Origin of the sequence: Vibrio sp. S234-5 (genome assembly GCF_000960595.1) — a bacterium.
Classification (GTDB): Bacteria; Pseudomonadota; Gammaproteobacteria; order Enterobacterales; family Vibrionaceae; genus Vibrio.
In genome coordinates this window covers 17907-32582 of the sequence record NZ_JZAM01000113.1, presented here as the reverse complement: position 1 = coordinate 32582, position 14676 = coordinate 17907, and the positions used below count along the sequence as shown (strand labels likewise).

The 14676-nt window shown below is 49.4% G+C and carries 16 protein-coding genes and 1 riboswitch; of the genes, 9 read left to right on the top strand and 7 right to left on the bottom strand.

The window, feature by feature from the left end; genetic code table 11:
- Nucleotides 1–211, bottom strand: a 211-nt coding sequence (locus UF06_RS27060; RefSeq protein WP_045569279.1) for a helix-turn-helix domain-containing protein, incomplete at its 3' end; no start/stop codon positions are given.
- Nucleotides 212–422: 211 nt separating this feature from the next.
- On the opposite strand from UF06_RS27060, the gene crcB reads away from it, so the two are divergent.
- The 7 genes from crcB to thiH all read left to right on the top strand — a co-directional run bounded on the left by crcB (nucleotide 423) and on the right by thiH (nucleotide 7243).
- Nucleotides 423–803: a fluoride efflux transporter CrcB gene (crcB, locus tag UF06_RS03925; RefSeq protein WP_045569278.1), complete on the top strand. Its 381-nt coding sequence runs from the start codon at nucleotides 423–425 to the stop codon at nucleotides 801–803.
- 72 nt (nucleotides 804–875) lie between these two features.
- Nucleotides 876–974, top strand: a riboswitch (TPP riboswitch).
- Nucleotides 975–1127: 153 nt separating this feature from the next.
- Nucleotides 1128–3065 (top strand): phosphomethylpyrimidine synthase ThiC, encoded by a 1938-nt coding sequence (thiC, locus tag UF06_RS03920; protein WP_045569277.1) that lies wholly within the window; start codon nucleotides 1128–1130, stop codon nucleotides 3063–3065.
- 2 nt (nucleotides 3066–3067) lie between these two features.
- Entirely contained in the window at nucleotides 3068–4366 is a 1299-nt protein-coding gene (locus UF06_RS03915; protein ID WP_045569276.1) for a thiamine phosphate synthase, read from the top strand.
- Nucleotides 4356–5120 carry a HesA/MoeB/ThiF family protein gene (locus UF06_RS03910; protein WP_045569275.1) on the top strand — a complete coding sequence of 255 codons (765 nt, stop codon included), beginning with the start codon at nucleotides 4356–4358 and terminating at the stop codon, nucleotides 5118–5120. Before UF06_RS03915 ends, UF06_RS03910 begins: the two co-directional genes overlap by 11 nt.
- 12 nt (nucleotides 5121–5132) lie before the next feature.
- A complete protein-coding gene (gene thiS, locus UF06_RS03905) occupies nucleotides 5133–5342 on the top strand; it encodes a sulfur carrier protein ThiS (protein ID WP_045569274.1) in 210 nt (69 codons plus the stop codon).
- A gap of 4 nt (nucleotides 5343–5346) precedes the next feature.
- The gene (locus tag UF06_RS03900; protein WP_045569273.1) at nucleotides 5347–6111 is read left to right on the top strand and encodes a thiazole synthase; all 765 of its coding nucleotides are present in this window, start codon (nucleotides 5347–5349) and stop codon (nucleotides 6109–6111) included.
- 10 nt (nucleotides 6112–6121) lie between these two features.
- Nucleotides 6122–7243, top strand: coding sequence for a 2-iminoacetate synthase ThiH (gene thiH / locus UF06_RS03895; RefSeq protein ID WP_045569272.1), 1122 nt, complete (start codon nucleotides 6122–6124; stop codon nucleotides 7241–7243).
- A gap of 158 nt (nucleotides 7244–7401) precedes the next feature.
- Here the strand turns inward: thiH and UF06_RS03890 are convergent, their stop codons facing one another.
- Together UF06_RS03890 and UF06_RS03885 are read right to left on the bottom strand one after the other, a co-directional pair.
- Entirely contained in the window at nucleotides 7402–9192 is a 1791-nt protein-coding gene (locus UF06_RS03890; protein ID WP_045569271.1) for an aminopeptidase P family protein, read from the bottom strand.
- A gap of 155 nt (nucleotides 9193–9347) precedes the next feature.
- Complete coding sequence (locus tag UF06_RS03885; RefSeq protein WP_039440471.1) at nucleotides 9348–10289, bottom strand: LysR family transcriptional regulator; 942 nt, start codon at nucleotides 10287–10289, stop codon at nucleotides 9348–9350.
- A gap of 134 nt (nucleotides 10290–10423) precedes the next feature.
- Here UF06_RS03885 and UF06_RS03880 point away from each other — a divergent pair, with 134 nt between their 5' ends.
- Both UF06_RS03880 and UF06_RS03875 read left to right on the top strand, forming a co-directional pair.
- Nucleotides 10424–11590 (top strand): multidrug effflux MFS transporter, encoded by a 1167-nt coding sequence (locus UF06_RS03880; protein WP_226972506.1) that lies wholly within the window; start codon nucleotides 10424–10426, stop codon nucleotides 11588–11590.
- A gap of 92 nt (nucleotides 11591–11682) precedes the next feature.
- Entirely contained in the window at nucleotides 11683–11973 is a 291-nt protein-coding gene (locus UF06_RS03875; protein WP_045569270.1) for a hypothetical protein, read from the top strand.
- Between the two features lie 52 nt (nucleotides 11974–12025).
- On the opposite strand, the gene UF06_RS03870 is transcribed toward UF06_RS03875, so the two are convergent.
- From UF06_RS03870 to UF06_RS03855, 4 genes are all read right to left on the bottom strand, one after another.
- Nucleotides 12026–12481, bottom strand: coding sequence for a DoxX family protein (locus tag UF06_RS03870; RefSeq protein WP_045569269.1), 456 nt, complete (start codon nucleotides 12479–12481; stop codon nucleotides 12026–12028).
- Between the two features lie 16 nt (nucleotides 12482–12497).
- Complete coding sequence (locus UF06_RS03865; RefSeq protein WP_045569268.1) at nucleotides 12498–13247, bottom strand: DNA-binding domain-containing protein; 750 nt, start codon at nucleotides 13245–13247, stop codon at nucleotides 12498–12500.
- Nucleotides 13244–14095, bottom strand: coding sequence for a DUF692 domain-containing protein (locus UF06_RS03860; protein ID WP_045569267.1), 852 nt, complete (start codon nucleotides 14093–14095; stop codon nucleotides 13244–13246). The genes UF06_RS03865 and UF06_RS03860 overlap by 4 nt, the downstream gene beginning before the upstream one ends.
- A gap of 79 nt (nucleotides 14096–14174) precedes the next feature.
- The gene (locus tag UF06_RS03855; RefSeq protein WP_045569266.1) at nucleotides 14175–14435 is read right to left on the bottom strand and encodes a DUF2282 domain-containing protein; all 261 of its coding nucleotides are present in this window, start codon (nucleotides 14433–14435) and stop codon (nucleotides 14175–14177) included.
- Nucleotides 14436–14676 lie beyond the last annotated feature (241 nt).

Here is a 14676-nt window from a genome sequence, read left to right as displayed (position 1 = left end):
TTGGCTTTTCCTTCAGCCCTTGTAATCCTTCTTCAAGAAAAGTGTGAACCCACTTATTAACACTGGTTCGGCTCACCATAAGAAACTTGGCGATTTGGGTGCGAGAGTGTCCCTCTTTGAAATGAGCAAGAGCCAGTAATCTCATTTTCATTTGAATGGATTTTTGCTGGCTAGCGAGTTTTTTGAAGTTGATATTATTAAGGTTATCCATGGCGAATAAGCTCTATCGTTGAATGGCCTTAATTAGATCATGTTTTTTCTTAGATTGCATAAGATTGATTTAGATAGCGTAAAGTGACTCCTGTAACCTTTTGTTTCTGCATAGCATCAAGCATAGATTTCCGCTGGGAACGGGGGTTTTAAACTCGCTATTTTGACTGTGGTGGTTACAATATCGTCGCATTCAAATTGTGAGGTTCGTTATGGGGCAACTGGCTATATTGGGGTTTATCGCTTTAGGGGGGGCTTTTGGTGCCTGCTCTCGTTATCTGGTGTCTGAGCTCTGTGTTTTATTACTTGGGCGCGGTTTTCCCTATGGAACCTTGACTGTGAACGTTGTCGGGTCATTTGTGATGGGGCTTTTGATCGCTGCATTCGAAAGCGAAATGCTCGCGACTGAACCTTGGCGGCAAGTTATCGGTTTGGGCTTTCTTGGTGCCTTGACGACCTTTTCGACGTTCTCCATGGACAATGTGCTGCTGATACAGCAGGGTGCTTTCCTTAAGATGGGGTTGAATATTCTGCTCAATGTTACTCTAAGTGTTGGCGCTGCATGGCTTGGATTTCAGCTCTTAAAGCAGTGATGTTCAAATCTAATTTTCCAACAAATTTTTTACAGGTCGGCTTGGTTTAACCAAGTCGATTGCTTATAATCGCTTCACTTGTCGGAGTGCCATAAGGCTGAGACCGTTTATTCGGGATCCGTTGAACCTGATCAGGTTAAGACCTGCGAAGGGAACAAGAGAAGATTTTGGTAGCTAAATTCTACTAGTGTCTTATCAAAGTTCGAATTTTGCGCGCAGAGCCATCTGCAATTTGTGTATGTTCGATCCCTCTTGTCGCATCTTTCCGCCAAGCATTTTCATCCGTCACCTTTTTATCTTGCATAACAAGAAAGGAAAAATGCTATGTCGAATCGCAAGCAAGCGAGACTGGAAGCCAAACAGTTCATTGATACTCTTTCAGTACAAGCGTACCCCAATTCCAACAAAATTTATGTCGAAGGTTCTCGGCCTGATATTCGAGTGCCAATGCGTGAAATATCGCTGGCGGATAGCCTTATCGGTGGTTCAAAAGATGCCCCTATTTTGGCGCCCAATGAGCCGATTAGAGTCTACGATACGTCTGGCGTTTATACCGATCCACAGCACACTATTGACCTCTATAGCGGTTTGCCCAAGCTAAGAGAGGGCTGGATTGCCGAACGTGGTGACACTGAAGTTCTCGATGAAGTGAGCTCGACCTACACCAAACAGCGTTTAGACGACGAGACGTTGGACGAGTTACGTTACGGCAATTTACCGCGTATTCGTCGTGCCAAAACGGGGTATTGTGTTACGCAATTGCATTACGCACGTAAGGGTATTATCACGCCCGAGATGGAATTCATTGCGCTGCGTGAGAATATGGGCAGAGCACAATATTGCGATGAGGTATTAACTCAGCAGCATTCCGGGCAGAGTTTTGGAGCCAATCTTCCTAAGGAAATTACCGCAGAGTTTGTCCGCCGAGAAGTGGCAGAAGGACGTGCGATTATCCCTTCCAATATCAATCACCCTGAGTCTGAGCCAATGATCATTGGCCGTAACTTCCTGGTCAAAGTGAACGCTAACATTGGCAACTCTTCAGTCACATCTTCAATTGAAGAAGAAGTGGAAAAGCTGGTTTGGGCAACGCGCTGGGGTGGCGATACCGTCATGGATCTCTCTACAGGACGTAACATTCACGAAACTCGCGAGTGGATCCTGCGCAATAGCCCAGTGCCAATTGGTACAGTCCCTATGTACCAAGCTTTAGAGAAGGTAAATGGTATTGCGGAAAATCTAAACTGGGAAGTGATGCGCGATACACTGATTGAACAGGCAGAGCAGGGCGTTGATTATTTCACTATCCATGCCGGCCTATTGTTGCGTTATATTCCGATGACGGCGAAGCGTGTGACCGGGATTGTCTCTCGTGGCGGCTCCATCATTGCCAAGTGGTGTCTGGCACACCATCAAGAGAGTTTTTTGTATACCCACTTCCGGGAAATCTGCGAGATTTGTGCGATATATGATGTAGCGCTTTCTTTGGGGGATGGCCTGCGTCCCGGCTCCGTTGCGGATGCGAACGATGAAGCGCAGTTTGCTGAGCTAAGAACGCTGGGAGAATTGACTAAGATTGCTTGGGAATACGACGTTCAGGTGATTATCGAAGGCCCTGGGCATGTGCCGATGCACATGATCAAAGAGAACATGGACGAACAGCTTAAGCATTGTCATGAAGCGCCGTTTTATACCCTTGGCCCGTTAACCACGGATATTGCCCCCGGTTATGACCACATCACCTCTGGGATTGGCGCGGCGATGATAGGTTGGTATGGCTGCGCGATGCTTTGTTATGTAACGCCAAAAGAACATCTTGGGCTGCCCAATAAAGAAGATGTGCAAACAGGGCTAATTACCTACAAACTGGCCGCGCATGCTGCGGACTTAGCTAAGGGTCATCCGGGAGCTCAAGTGCGTGACAACGCGTTATCAAAAGCCCGTTTTGAGTTCCGCTGGCAAGACCAATTCAATCTGTCGCTCGATCCGGATACTGCTCGTGCTTATCACGATGAAACGCTACCACAAGAATCGGGCAAGGTTGCCCATTTCTGTTCTATGTGTGGACCCAAATTCTGTTCGATGAAAATCTCTCAAGAAGTCCGTGAGTACGCCAAGGACTTACAAACGGCTGAAGGTGAAGCGATTGAAATTAAGCTGATTGACGATCCACTGGAAGGAATGCGACAAAAATCGGCAGAGTTTAAAGCCTCTGGCTCAGAGCTCTATCACCCTGCTGCCATGGCCAATGTGGAGGAATAAGCATGAAACTGCTGATCCCATCCGATATCATCGAAGTGACCGGAGATATTCAGCAGTGTTTGCTTTTGGCAGAACAGCAAGGCTTTGCCATTGAGCATATCGAGTTGGGTATTAGCCCGACTCGGACATTGCAACTGATTTCTAACGAAGAACATTTCGTTGTTGCCACCGATCTGTTGGATAAAGACCAAATTCAAACCACTGAGTATCACTGCTGTTTGTGTTATTTGTCGGCAGCGTCGATAGAGTCTTTTACGATGGATTCGCGTAAGGTCTTTATTCATCTCAACGACTCCAATGGCGATAAGTACGATGTTTGGACGAATCCTCTCAATCAGCAACGTCAAGCGCTGAGAGTCACTGAAGGTAGCCTGCTTTCCCGAGCAGCTATGCGTCGTCATTTAGTGTGGTTTATCACCTTATCCGCACTGAGTTTTCCACTAGAAGATAGCCTCACTTTGGCAAGAGCGATGTTGAATGTTTCACGTGAAACATGGGCATTTGAGTACTGCGCTTTTCCAACACCCGTCCTAGAACACAAGGATCTTGATATTCGCCTTGAATGGCAGCTGGCCAATTTGAACAAGGGTTTTCCCAAGCTGGAACCACATAGCCTTGGATTGTATCCAGTAGTGGACAGTGTTGAATGGATAGAAAAGCTTTTGCCACTGGGGATCAAAACCATACAGCTGAGAATAAAACAACCAGAACGAGTCGATTTAGAAGCGCAGATCATTCGTGCGATTGAACTAGGACGTGAGTATAACGCACAGGTGTTTATTAATGACTATTGGCAGCTTGCTATCAAACATGGCGCCTTTGGTGTGCACTTAGGCCAAGAAGACCTGCAAGCGTCCAATCTTACCCAGTTGGCAGGAGCTGGGATTGCTCTTGGGCTTTCAACGCATGGTTATTACGAACTGCTGCGTATCGTGCAACTCGCGCCAAGCTATATCGCGCTCGGTCATATTTTTCCGACCACCACGAAACAGATGCCGTCTCAGCCACAAGGTCTGACTCGTTTAGCGCTCTATCAGAAACTGATAGACACCATTCCCTATGGTGAGCAAAAGGGAATACCTACCGTTGCTATAGGTGGTATTGATCTTGGCAATGCAAGTCAAGTTTGGCAAACCGGTGTCACATCGCTCGCTGTGGTGCGGGCAATCACGCAAGTCAATAATGTCCAAAGGGCGATTGGTGAATTTAAAGAGGTCATGGTGAGTAATTCGGAACAGCGCAGTTGTGCTCCATCCTTACATTACGATCATCTTCAGAAGGAGTGTAGTCATGTTGAGTAATGATCTATTCCTTCGCTATCAACGGCAAATCGCATTGGAGGAAGTCGGTGAATCTGGCCAGCTACGCCTTAGCGAAGCTTCGGTTTTGCTAATTGGATGCGGTGGGCTGGGGTGTGCGGCTGCGCTCTACCTCGCGGGCGCCGGGGTTGGTCGTTTGGTTTTGGTAGATGATGATACAGTCGACGTGAGCAATTTACAGCGACAAGTAGCCTTTCGCAGTCGCGATGTTGCCAGCAGTAAATCGGATGCTTTGCGTAACCAGCTCAATCAGCTAAATTCCGAGACCCATATTCGCGTCCTGAATCAGCGCATCAGCGGCACACAATTGAGCATGGAAGTGATGATGGCCGATGTGGTGTTGGACTGTACCGACAATTTCCCCAGTCGCCAAGCAATTAGCCTCGCTTGTTTACAGCAGCGGAAGCCGTTGATATCGGCTGCGGCGATTGGCTGGCTTGGGCAGTTTGGCGTGTTTGACTACACGGCTAGCGATAGCGCGACCGCCTGTTATCACTGCCTCTATCCTTTTGATGAGGCTGAGCAGAGTCAGCGTTGTAGTGATCTTGGTGTCATGGGGCCAGTGGTCGGTATTCTTGGCAACTACCAAGCATTGGCAGCAATACAAAAGCTTGCAACTGGGCGTTTTCATCTAGCGAGCAATCAACTGCATTTGTTTGATGGCTTAACCATGAAGTGGCAGACAATAAATACCGTTCGCGACGCGCGCTGTGCTCATTGTGGCAATGTGGCTTGAAGGGGAAGAGTAATGGAATCGATAGCGATTGTGTTTAATGGTCTGCCGCAGCAAATCGCAACCGGTAAGACACTGCAACAGATGATAGATGAGTTCTCTTTGCCAAGTCAGGGTTGCGTATTTGCGGTCAATAACCAAGTCGTACCGCGAAGTGAATGGCAAACGCGAGTGTTGTGTGAGGGAGATAGTATCTCGCTGTTTCAAGCGATTGCAGGAGGGTAGCGCTATGTTGAAGATCGCAGATAAAGAATTTAGCTCAAGATTATTTACTGGAACGGGGAAATTTGCCAATAGCCAGTTAATGGCCAAAGCGATCACCGCTAGCGGCTCTCAGCTTGCAACCATGGCACTGAAAAGAGTCGACATTACGGGCCGTCATGATGACATTCTTTCTCCCTTGGTGGCTGCGGGTATTTATTTGTTACCCAATACTTCCGGGGCAAAGAACGCTCAAGATGCGATATTCGCTGCCCATCTGGCTCGAGAGGCGCTCGGTACTCACTGGCTGAAACTGGAAATTCACCCTGACCCTAAGTACTTGATGCCCGATCCGATTGAGACATTGGCGGCGGCGGAACAACTGGTGAAAGATGGCTTTATCGTGTTGCCGTATTGTCACGCCGATCCGGTCCTGTGTAAGCGACTGGAAGAGGTGGGATGCGCCGCAGTGATGCCTTTGGGCGCGCCAATCGGTTCAAACAAAGGGCTGGTTTCGGCAGATTTCCTACAAATCATCATCGACCAAGCCAAGGTTCCTGTGGTGGTCGATGCCGGGATTGGTGCTCCTTCACACGCGGCTCGCGCGATGGAGTTGGGGGCCGATGCCGTTCTTGTCAACACGGCGATTGCCACAGCGAGTGATCCTGTGGCAATGGCCCATGCTTTTAGGCTTGCGATTGAAGCAGGACGGGCAGCTTACATGGCGGGCTTAGCCGGACAAGTTTCCCATGCCATAGCTTCAAGTCCACTGACTTCATTCTTGGATTGTTGAGGAAACACGCATGAGTTTTGTTGAGTGTTTTAATCAGCTAAATTGGGATGATGTGGCTTTGTCTATTCGGGCAAAAACGTCAAAAGAGGTGGAGCGGGCACTGAGTAAAGAAAAGTTGGATCTCGAAGACTTCAAGGCGTTGATATCACCCGTTGCCGAAAGCTATTTGGAAGCGATGGCGCAACGTTCTTATGCTCTTACGCGAAAACGGTTTGGCAATACGGTCTCACTCTATATCCCTCTCTACCTCTCAAACCTGTGTGCCAATGCGTGCACCTACTGTGGTTTTTCAATGGAAAACCGCATTAAGCGTCGCACGCTTAATCAAGTCGAAATTGCCGCAGAAATTGCAGCAATCAAGCGGATGAATTTTGATAGTGTGCTGCTCGTGACTGGTGAACATGAGACAAAAGTCGGCATGAATTACTTTCGTCAAGTTTTGCCGATGATTAAGCAACAGTTCAACTATTTGGCGATGGAAGTGCAACCTTTGCAGCAAGAGCAATACGAGGAACTGATTTCGCTCGGATTGGATGCGGTGATGGTTTACCAAGAAACGTATCATCCGTCGACCTATGCTCAGCATCATCTGCGCGGTAACAAAACCAATTTTGAATTTCGTTTGGAAACCCCCGATCGCCTCGCGCGCGCTGGCATCGACAAAATTGGGATTGGCGCTTTGATTGGTTTGGAGGATTGGCGTACCGACTGTTTTTTTGCCGCTGCGCATCTTGAGTATTTAGAACGCACTTACTGGCAGACGCGCTACTCCATCTCATTTCCTCGTCTTCGACCATGTGCAGGGGCATTACAACCGAAATCGGAGATGACAGATAAGCAATTGGTGCAACTGATTTGTGCCTACCGACTGTTTAACCCTGAGGTAGAGCTCTCTTTGTCCACCCGCGAGTCTGCCTTTTTTAGAGACAATGTCTTACCGCTCGGCATTACGTCAATGTCTGCCGCCTCAAAAACCCAGCCTGGTGGCTATGTAATGGCGGATGTCGAACTGGAGCAATTTGAAATCAGTGATGAGCGCAGTGCTGAGTCAGTGGCGGCGATGATTCGCAGCAAAGGCTTTGAACCTGTTTGGCGTGATTGGCATAGTGCTTATTCAGGGCTACGCAACTGAGCTTGGGACACTAACGCGGATAGAAAGGTGAGTGTTTCACGTGAAACAAAAGGGTTGAGGCAACTGCCTCAACCCTTTTTACTTGTGAACTAATTAGCAAATGACTAATTCGGCACACATTGGCACTGTGTAGGTCGGTGTTAATTGCGAACTAGGTGCTAATTGCGAGCTAATGGCTGCGTTGCGGCTGATAGCCAAGCTTTCACGTCACTATCCACCAATGGGCTGAGCGCGTGCCAAACTTTTTGATGATAATCGTTGAGCCAATTTAGCTCCGCGTCTGTCAGCATATCGACATTAATGTTCCGCTTGTCGATCGGGCATCGAGTCAAGGATTCAAAAGTCAGCACAGGGAAATCCCCTTGTGTTGGCTGCTCGACCACCAACTCCAGATTCTCAATACGGATACCAAATGCATCAGCACGGTAATAGCCCGGTTCATTAGAAAGCACCATGCCGGCCACCAGTGGGACATCAATCTGTCGCTTGGAGATGCTGGCAGGGCCTTCATGCACGCTGAGGAAATGGCCAACACCATGACCGGTGCCGTGATCATAGTCGAATCCTTCTGCCCAAAGATGCTGACGGGCTAACGTATCAATTTGATAACCACGTGTGCCTTTAGGGAAGTGTGCGCTGGCCACACCGATGTGACCTTTCAGTACCAACGTGAACTGTTTGATCATCTCTGCGCTTGGATTACCGATAGCAATTGTACGCGTGATGTCGGTAGTGCCATCCAGATATTGGCCGCCTGAGTCAACCAGATACAGAGTATCCATTTGCAACTGTCCTGGCTTGGGCTGGTTTTCATGATTGTAGTGGCACATGGCAGCATTGCTGCCCGCCGCTGAAATCGTGTCAAAGCTGAGGTCTTTCAGGGTCGGATCTTGGCGGCGAATCGCTTCCAGCTTGTCGGCCAGTGTTGCTTCATCATGCAGGTGACCCGCAGCGACTTCTGCGTCCAGCCAACAAAGGAACTTAGACATTGCTACACCATCACGAACATGACACGCTTTCATGCCAGCAATCTCAACGGCGTTTTTCGCCGCTTTTGGCATCAAGCAAGGATCGGCGGCACTGATTACCTCTGCGCCCGCATTTTGTAGCACCAACTTGAACCAAGCGTTGCTGGTTGCGGGGTCAACCAGCACTTTTTTCCCGCTCAACGCTTGTAGGCGATCCGCGAGTTGCTCTGGGTGATAGACAGTGACACCTTGGCCAACATGTGAGGCAAACTCGCTGGGTAAGCGAGCAGGATCGAGAAAGTAGTCGACGCTGCCATCGTGATGCAAAATCGTGTGTGAAAGCAAAACAGGCAGACGAGAGACATCAAGACCGCGCACATTGAGTAACCAGCAAATGGAATCGAGCGCGGTAATCACCGCACTGTCAGCACCGCTTTGGCTGACAAGCTGGCCAATTTCCTCACGCTTACTAGCACAAGACTGGCCGACCGCTTCGGTTGGCATCAATCTTACCTCAGAAACGATAGGGGCTGGGCGATCGTGCCATAGCTGATCGATCGGGTTGGCGTCCAATATCTTTAGCTGCAACACATCCGCCAGTTTGCTTTGCGCGTTGCTGAGCCAAGTAGCATTGTGCATGCGAGGATCGATCGCCACCGATGCACCACGCGGCAAGTTTGTTTTGAGCCAATCGAGCGCCGGTTCTTCAATCAGGTGGCGATATTCAAAGAGCTCAGCAGGGACTTGTTTGGTCACTTGCACTGTGTAGCGACCGTCAACAAACATCGCTGCTTTTTCTTGTGTGATCAGGGCTGCGCCAGCAGAGCCGGTGAACCCGGTCAACCAGTGTAAGCGTTCGTTGTGCGCAGGGACGTATTCGCCCAGATATTCATCTTCGTGTGGAACGAGTAGGGCGTCGATGTGGTGTTGCACTAACCATTGACGAATGGCGGCAACACGCTCGTGAGTAGCATTATGCATCTGTTGTCTTTCCTTTTATTGTGGCTCCGTTTGCTCAGGTTGGGAGCAGCGCCTTACCTTCCGTGTAAGGACCACAGACCATCGATGAGCCCGGAGGACTATCGGCTGTTAAGCTACTCATTTTATCCCAAGCACGCAAATAAATGGCGAAATTTTTACCTAAGGTGCAGCGTCTTCTGCGTGATCATATTGCGCAGCCAGCTCAGTGCAGGGTCGTTTTCTCTATCACGATGCCAGAATAAGGTATACGCCATTGGGGGGAATTCGATGGGTAGCGGCAGCACTTGCAGATCAAGTTGCTTGGCCGCGAGATGGACGAAGTGGCTCGGCGCGGTGAAGACGAAATCGGTGTAAGAGCAGAGATTGGCTGCGCTATTAAAGTCTGGGACGGTGATAGCAATGTCACGTTCTCGGCCAATATCCGCCAAGCGGTAGTCGAGCAACCAACGCTCGTTGCCGTCACAGCGTACCTGCACGTGACGCAGTGAAAGGTAGCTTTCAAGGCTCCAGCCTTGCTTTAGGGCGGGGTGGTTTTTACGCACCACACACATCTGATTGTCGCGGTAAATCTCTTGTTCGCGAATATCCGCTGGTGGCAGCATGGTCAGTTTGGCGTCGTTGATGTCGATATCTTTGCCTGTGATACCGAGATCGAGTTCGCCGCGCTGCAACATTTTAAAGGTCTGATCTGACCAAGAGTGGGTACTGATGGTGACATTCGGTGCTTGGTGGAAAATCGACGGCAGAAAATGGGGCAAGATCAGCGGGTAAACACTTTCCACTGCGGCGATGCGAAAACGGTATTCGCTGCTGTCAGGATGAAACTGCTCTGGCAAGGTGAGCATCTCTAACTGGTTGATCAGCAGTTCGAGCTTTGGACGCAGGAACAGCGCACGTGCAGTCGGTGTTAAACCGTGCGAGTGGCGGACAAACAGCGGATCGTCAAACTGCTCGCGCAGTTTGGCCAAGGATTTACTCACCGCCGATTGGCTTAAGCAGAGCCGATGCGCGGCTCTAGTCACATTTAGCTCGTCAAACAGCACTTTAAGGCACACCAGCAGATTGAGATCCAAACGCGACAGTTTCTCAATATTCATTCTAGAGTTTCCTTATGAGAATATCAGCGATGATTATATATCATTTCTATTCATATCACGATGTGGATAAACTTCAGCAAAAGTTCTTGTTCAATTTGGAGTGTTTTGTGTCTGTGCAGAGTCAAACTACGAAGATGCAGATGGTATTGTTGACCTTGTTGGTGCTGTTTAGTCCCTTGGCCATTGATATCTATCTGCCCGCTTTACCGCTTATTTCCAATGCCTTTTCCGTAGAGCATGCACTGGCGCAAGACACCATTACCTGGTTTTTGTTTGCTATGGGGGTCGGACAGTTATTCGCTGGCCCGCTGGCAGATAAACTCGGACGGCGAACTGTTGCATTGGGAGGTATCACCATCTACGCGTTGAGCGCTTTATTGGCGTGGAGCGCGCAAAATATCGAGTGGATGTTGGTATCTCGTTTGCTACAAGGCTTAGGTGCGTGTGCAACATCGGTAGCAGCCTTTGCGACAGTTCGCGATATCTTTGGTCCGCAAAAAAGCGGCAAAATGATCAGCTACCTCAATGGCGCGATCTGTTTTATTCCGGCGCTTGCGCCCATTCTCGGCAGTTGGCTCACTCAGCAATTTGGCTGGCGTGCTAACTTCAGTTTTATGGCTGGTTTCGCGCTGGTGGTGGGCACCATGATGTTTTTCAACATGCGTGAAACCAACCCTGCTACGGAAAAACAAGCGGTGTTTAAATTGAGCCGTTACTGGGCGGTGCTGCGTACACCGTCGTTTGTTTTCCATGCCACCTTGTGTTTGTTGGCGATGGCGGTGATTTTGGCTTATGTGACGTCAGCGCCAGTGGTGTTGATGGAAGGCATGGGCCTGAGCATGAACCAGTTTACTTTCTGGTTTGGTGTGAATGCCGTGATTAACATTGCCGCGTGTTTGCTGGCACCGAAATTTATGGATAAATGGGGCACGCACAACACCCTAGTGGTCGGTGTAATGACACTCGGTCTGGCTGGCTTTGTCATGGTGCTGATGGCGAGTAGTGGCACACCCTTCGCCTTCATGCTACCAATCTTCCTCTCTTCGGTCGGGTTCGCTTGTATCTTAGGCGCTGCGGCTGGTAAAGCGCTGGAGCCGTTTGGTGACAAGGCGGGAACCGCGGCCGCGCTATTGGGTCTGTTCCAGATGAGTGGCTCAGGATTTTTAGTAGGTACCATGCAGCGTTTTGAGTTAGAGGCGTCTAATATGATTGCGCTGCAAATGTGGTTGTTATTGCCTGCACTGTTTATTCTCTTTTCAAAAGTAGGTAAAAGTTGGCATACACAAGCAGCAGCTGCTTGAGCTGACGGGCAAAAATAGAGTTTTACTGCTATTCGAACCCGTGTATATTTGTCGTTCACATTTTCCCCGACACTTAACGGAATTTACAGGTAATGTCGTTAACCACTTATGAAATGGCTCGTATTCTTGAACAGATGGAAGAGTCTCCAGAGAAAATCATGTTTGGCAAATTACTCAATGAGCTAGGCAATCAAAGCGAAGAGCGAATTCGCAGTGCGGCGAAACAAGTTCCTCTGCCTGTTCTCAGAGACATCGTCTATCAGTTTCAAAAGGTTATCGAATCTCGTAAAGGAGAGCAGGTAGAAACGATGGCGAAAGAGCTAGCCAAACAAGGCATCTCCGCCGATGAGCTGCTTGCCTACCTGAACAACAAGTCGTTTTGATAAAAAAATCCCCGCCAGTTTGTAGCGGGGATTTTTTTATTCACTGGTTATGTTAATGAGTCAGCGTGCGCCGCACCAGTTGATCGGCGGAGAAGGGGCCAGCGCCCCAAATCATCAACACTAAAATCATCAACCCCCATAGCTGGTGGTCATAAAACCCTTGTTCCCACAGCAGTGGATAAGAGAGCACCGCCACTGCGTTGATGACAAACAGCGCACTCGCTACGACTCGCGTCAACAAGCCAACGGCAAGTAAGACAGGCAGCAACAGTTCTCCTGCTGTGGCGAGATAAGCGGCCAATTGCCAGTGAATCAGCGGCACCTGATATTCCAATTCGAAGAGGTAAAGTGTGCTGTCCCAGTTGGCGATTTTGCTTAGACCGGAGCGGAAAAATACCCAAGCAACGCTAAGGCGTAGCCCCAGCAACAAAAACGGCAGCAAAGCGGTTTGCATCGCAGCTGTGGCGCTATCGTAGCGGGCAAGCAGGCCAGCTAACTTCGAACTCATAACTTTTCCTTTTTCTTTATGGCAGTGAAAAATGGCTGATGACGCCAAGTTCAACCAAGGCGTTTAACTCGGCCAGTAACTCGGCATCTATCGCTGCTAACGCTTTTTGCTGTAATTGCGTGAGCAGCGCAAACGCGGCGGGTGTTAACGGCATGCACTGATAGGAGCGATCTGCAAATACCTGAATGACGCCAGCTTGCGCTTGCTCGATGTGCAAATCGTCAAAGCACTGCTCGTGAATCGCTTGGTGCAGCGAGAACAGCGCGTAATCGGCGGCAAAACAAGCGACACCAACGGCCAGATGAAAACGCACCTCGCCATGGCGCGCAGGATCAATCTGCGCGAGCGCGTCTAAAGGTTGTGCCTGCGAAGGTTTTCGCGCCTCTTGCCATTGCAACTGGCAAAGTTCGATGGTCCATTCAAAACAGGCAAACTCACGGCAGTAAGGGACCTGTTCAATCACCTGTGGAAATTGCGCTAAGGTTGACTCGAACCCTTCGCCATAGTTCGACACATCGGCTTGGGTTAAGGGCACGCGCAGTACATGTTGCCGCGCAATTTGGGCAAAGCAGGCTTCGCCGAGCAACAAGCGGGTTTTCGGGTAGCTCAGTTCCAGCAACTCGCTTAAACCGATGACGAAGTTGTTGCGATAGATCTGCATCCGCTCATCGGCCGTGAACTGATCGCTGACGATGTCACACGTCTCCCCTGATGCTTGATAGTGTAGAGCGCGGGCGAAACGTTGCTGTAAGTCGGCCAGTCTCATGATGCCTCCTTTGCAAGGCATGACTGAAAGAGCAGGTCGCTTGCTTTGCGCGCTTCGCCTAGCAGCACGTCGGGCGCGGGCAAATCGAGATCCCACTCAATTAAGGTGTGGCGTCGACCATGCTTGGCAATCCACGCTTGATAAAGTTGCCAGACAGCCGGTGAAACGGGTTGGCTGTGGGTATCTATCCATATTTCGCCTTGTGGTAGCGACTTGATGGTAAAGCCAGCCAAATGAATTTCGTCGACACAATCGGCCGGAAGCGCGGCGAGATATTCTTGGCAGTCGAACCCGTGGTTGTACGCCGAAACATACACGTTATTGAGATCGAGCAGTAAACGACAGTCGGTACGGCGCTGCACTTCGGCGAGAAATTGCCACTCGCTGATGGTCGAGTGCTGATAGCGAACGTAACTGGACGGATTCTCCACCAAGATGGCGCGCCCAAGATACTCCTGAACCCTTAGCACATTGCGGCAAAACACCTCGAGAGCTTCTTCAGTGTAAGGCAGTGGCAGCAGATCATTAAAATAGTGCCCGCCGTGTTCGCTCCAACTGAGATGGTCAGAAACAAAGCGCGGTTGTAAATCATCCACCAAGGCTTTCAAACGTTGTAGATGCGAGGAGTCGATGCCATCCACCGAGCCGAGAGATAAACCGATTCCATGACAGCCCAGTTGATAATCGTTGGCCAGTTGGTTGAGTTTTTTCCGCTCTAGCGTGTGTGGGTGAAAGTAATTCTCGCTGTGTATCTCCAGCCAAGAAAGCGGCGGTCGTTGCTGGTAAAAATAGTCAAGATGCGCAAGCCGCAAACCCACCCCAACATCGTCATGGTAAGTATTTGCCATTGTCTGCTCCATTTGCTTGCTAGGGGAAAGAGGAGCTGGGGTTGAGTGCCGAGCTCCTTTCTAATGAGGTGCGTTTGGATTAAGAGGCTTTAGTGCTGCCGCCAGCAAGTTTGTCACACAGGCCTTTTGGCAATACGACAAACGCATCTTTCTGGTTATCTTGTTTTGCGGTGCCAGCACACGAGCTGGATTTAGTCGCGCAGTCATTTTTGCCTGCTTTGGCCACGCCGTAGCATTTCTCTTTTTCCGCTGCCATTGCTGGCGCGGCGGTCAGAAGCGATCCTCCCATTGCGAGCAAACCAGTGACAACGGCAGTAACGGCGAGATTTGAATTTTTCATGATGTGTTCCTTAGACTGATTATTGTACTTAGTGACACAAGCCTGACGCTTGCCATGACTTGCATGGTTAAAAGGACAGCGACGTGGTGAAAAAACTTTCAGGAAAAAATACTATTTTTTAAAAGATCCAGAAAAAACATACTAACTATCTGAAAAAATAGACATAAGCTTTGGCTTGCTCAAAAGTGAATTTTGTCTGAAATGGCAAACTGGTTAGGTTATAATCGGCGTTTCTGTATAA

What these genes read in the sequence shown, in the direction of transcription:
- thiH (WP_045569272.1), top strand. Translation starts at nt 6,122, where the DNA reads ATGAGTTTTGTTGAGTGTTTTAATCAGCTAAATTGGGATGATGTGGCT.
- UF06_RS03865 (WP_045569268.1), bottom strand. Translation starts at nt 13,247, where the DNA reads ATGAGACTGGCCGACTTACAGCAACGTTTCGCCCGCGCTCTACACTAT.
- thiS (WP_045569274.1), top strand. Translation starts at nt 5,133, where the DNA reads ATGGAATCGATAGCGATTGTGTTTAATGGTCTGCCGCAGCAAATCGCA.
- UF06_RS03875 (WP_045569270.1), top strand. Translation starts at nt 11,683, where the DNA reads ATGTCGTTAACCACTTATGAAATGGCTCGTATTCTTGAACAGATGGAA.
- UF06_RS03880 (WP_226972506.1), top strand. Translation starts at nt 10,424, where the DNA reads ATGCAGATGGTATTGTTGACCTTGTTGGTGCTGTTTAGTCCCTTGGCC.
- UF06_RS03900 (WP_045569273.1), top strand. Translation starts at nt 5,347, where the DNA reads ATGTTGAAGATCGCAGATAAAGAATTTAGCTCAAGATTATTTACTGGA.
- UF06_RS03885 (WP_039440471.1), bottom strand. Translation starts at nt 10,289, where the DNA reads ATGAATATTGAGAAACTGTCGCGTTTGGATCTCAATCTGCTGGTGTGC.
- UF06_RS03855 (WP_045569266.1), bottom strand. Translation starts at nt 14,435, where the DNA reads ATGAAAAATTCAAATCTCGCCGTTACTGCCGTTGTCACTGGTTTGCTC.
- UF06_RS03890 (WP_045569271.1), bottom strand. Translation starts at nt 9,192, where the DNA reads ATGCATAATGCTACTCACGAGCGTGTTGCCGCCATTCGTCAATGGTTA.
- UF06_RS03870 (WP_045569269.1), bottom strand. Translation starts at nt 12,481, where the DNA reads ATGAGTTCGAAGTTAGCTGGCCTGCTTGCCCGCTACGATAGCGCCACA.
- UF06_RS03915 (WP_045569276.1), top strand. Translation starts at nt 3,068, where the DNA reads ATGAAACTGCTGATCCCATCCGATATCATCGAAGTGACCGGAGATATT.
- crcB (WP_045569278.1), top strand. Translation starts at nt 423, where the DNA reads ATGGGGCAACTGGCTATATTGGGGTTTATCGCTTTAGGGGGGGCTTTT.
- thiC (WP_045569277.1), top strand. Translation starts at nt 1,128, where the DNA reads ATGTCGAATCGCAAGCAAGCGAGACTGGAAGCCAAACAGTTCATTGAT.
- UF06_RS03910 (WP_045569275.1), top strand. Translation starts at nt 4,356, where the DNA reads ATGTTGAGTAATGATCTATTCCTTCGCTATCAACGGCAAATCGCATTG.
- UF06_RS03860 (WP_045569267.1), bottom strand. Translation starts at nt 14,095, where the DNA reads ATGGCAAATACTTACCATGACGATGTTGGGGTGGGTTTGCGGCTTGCG.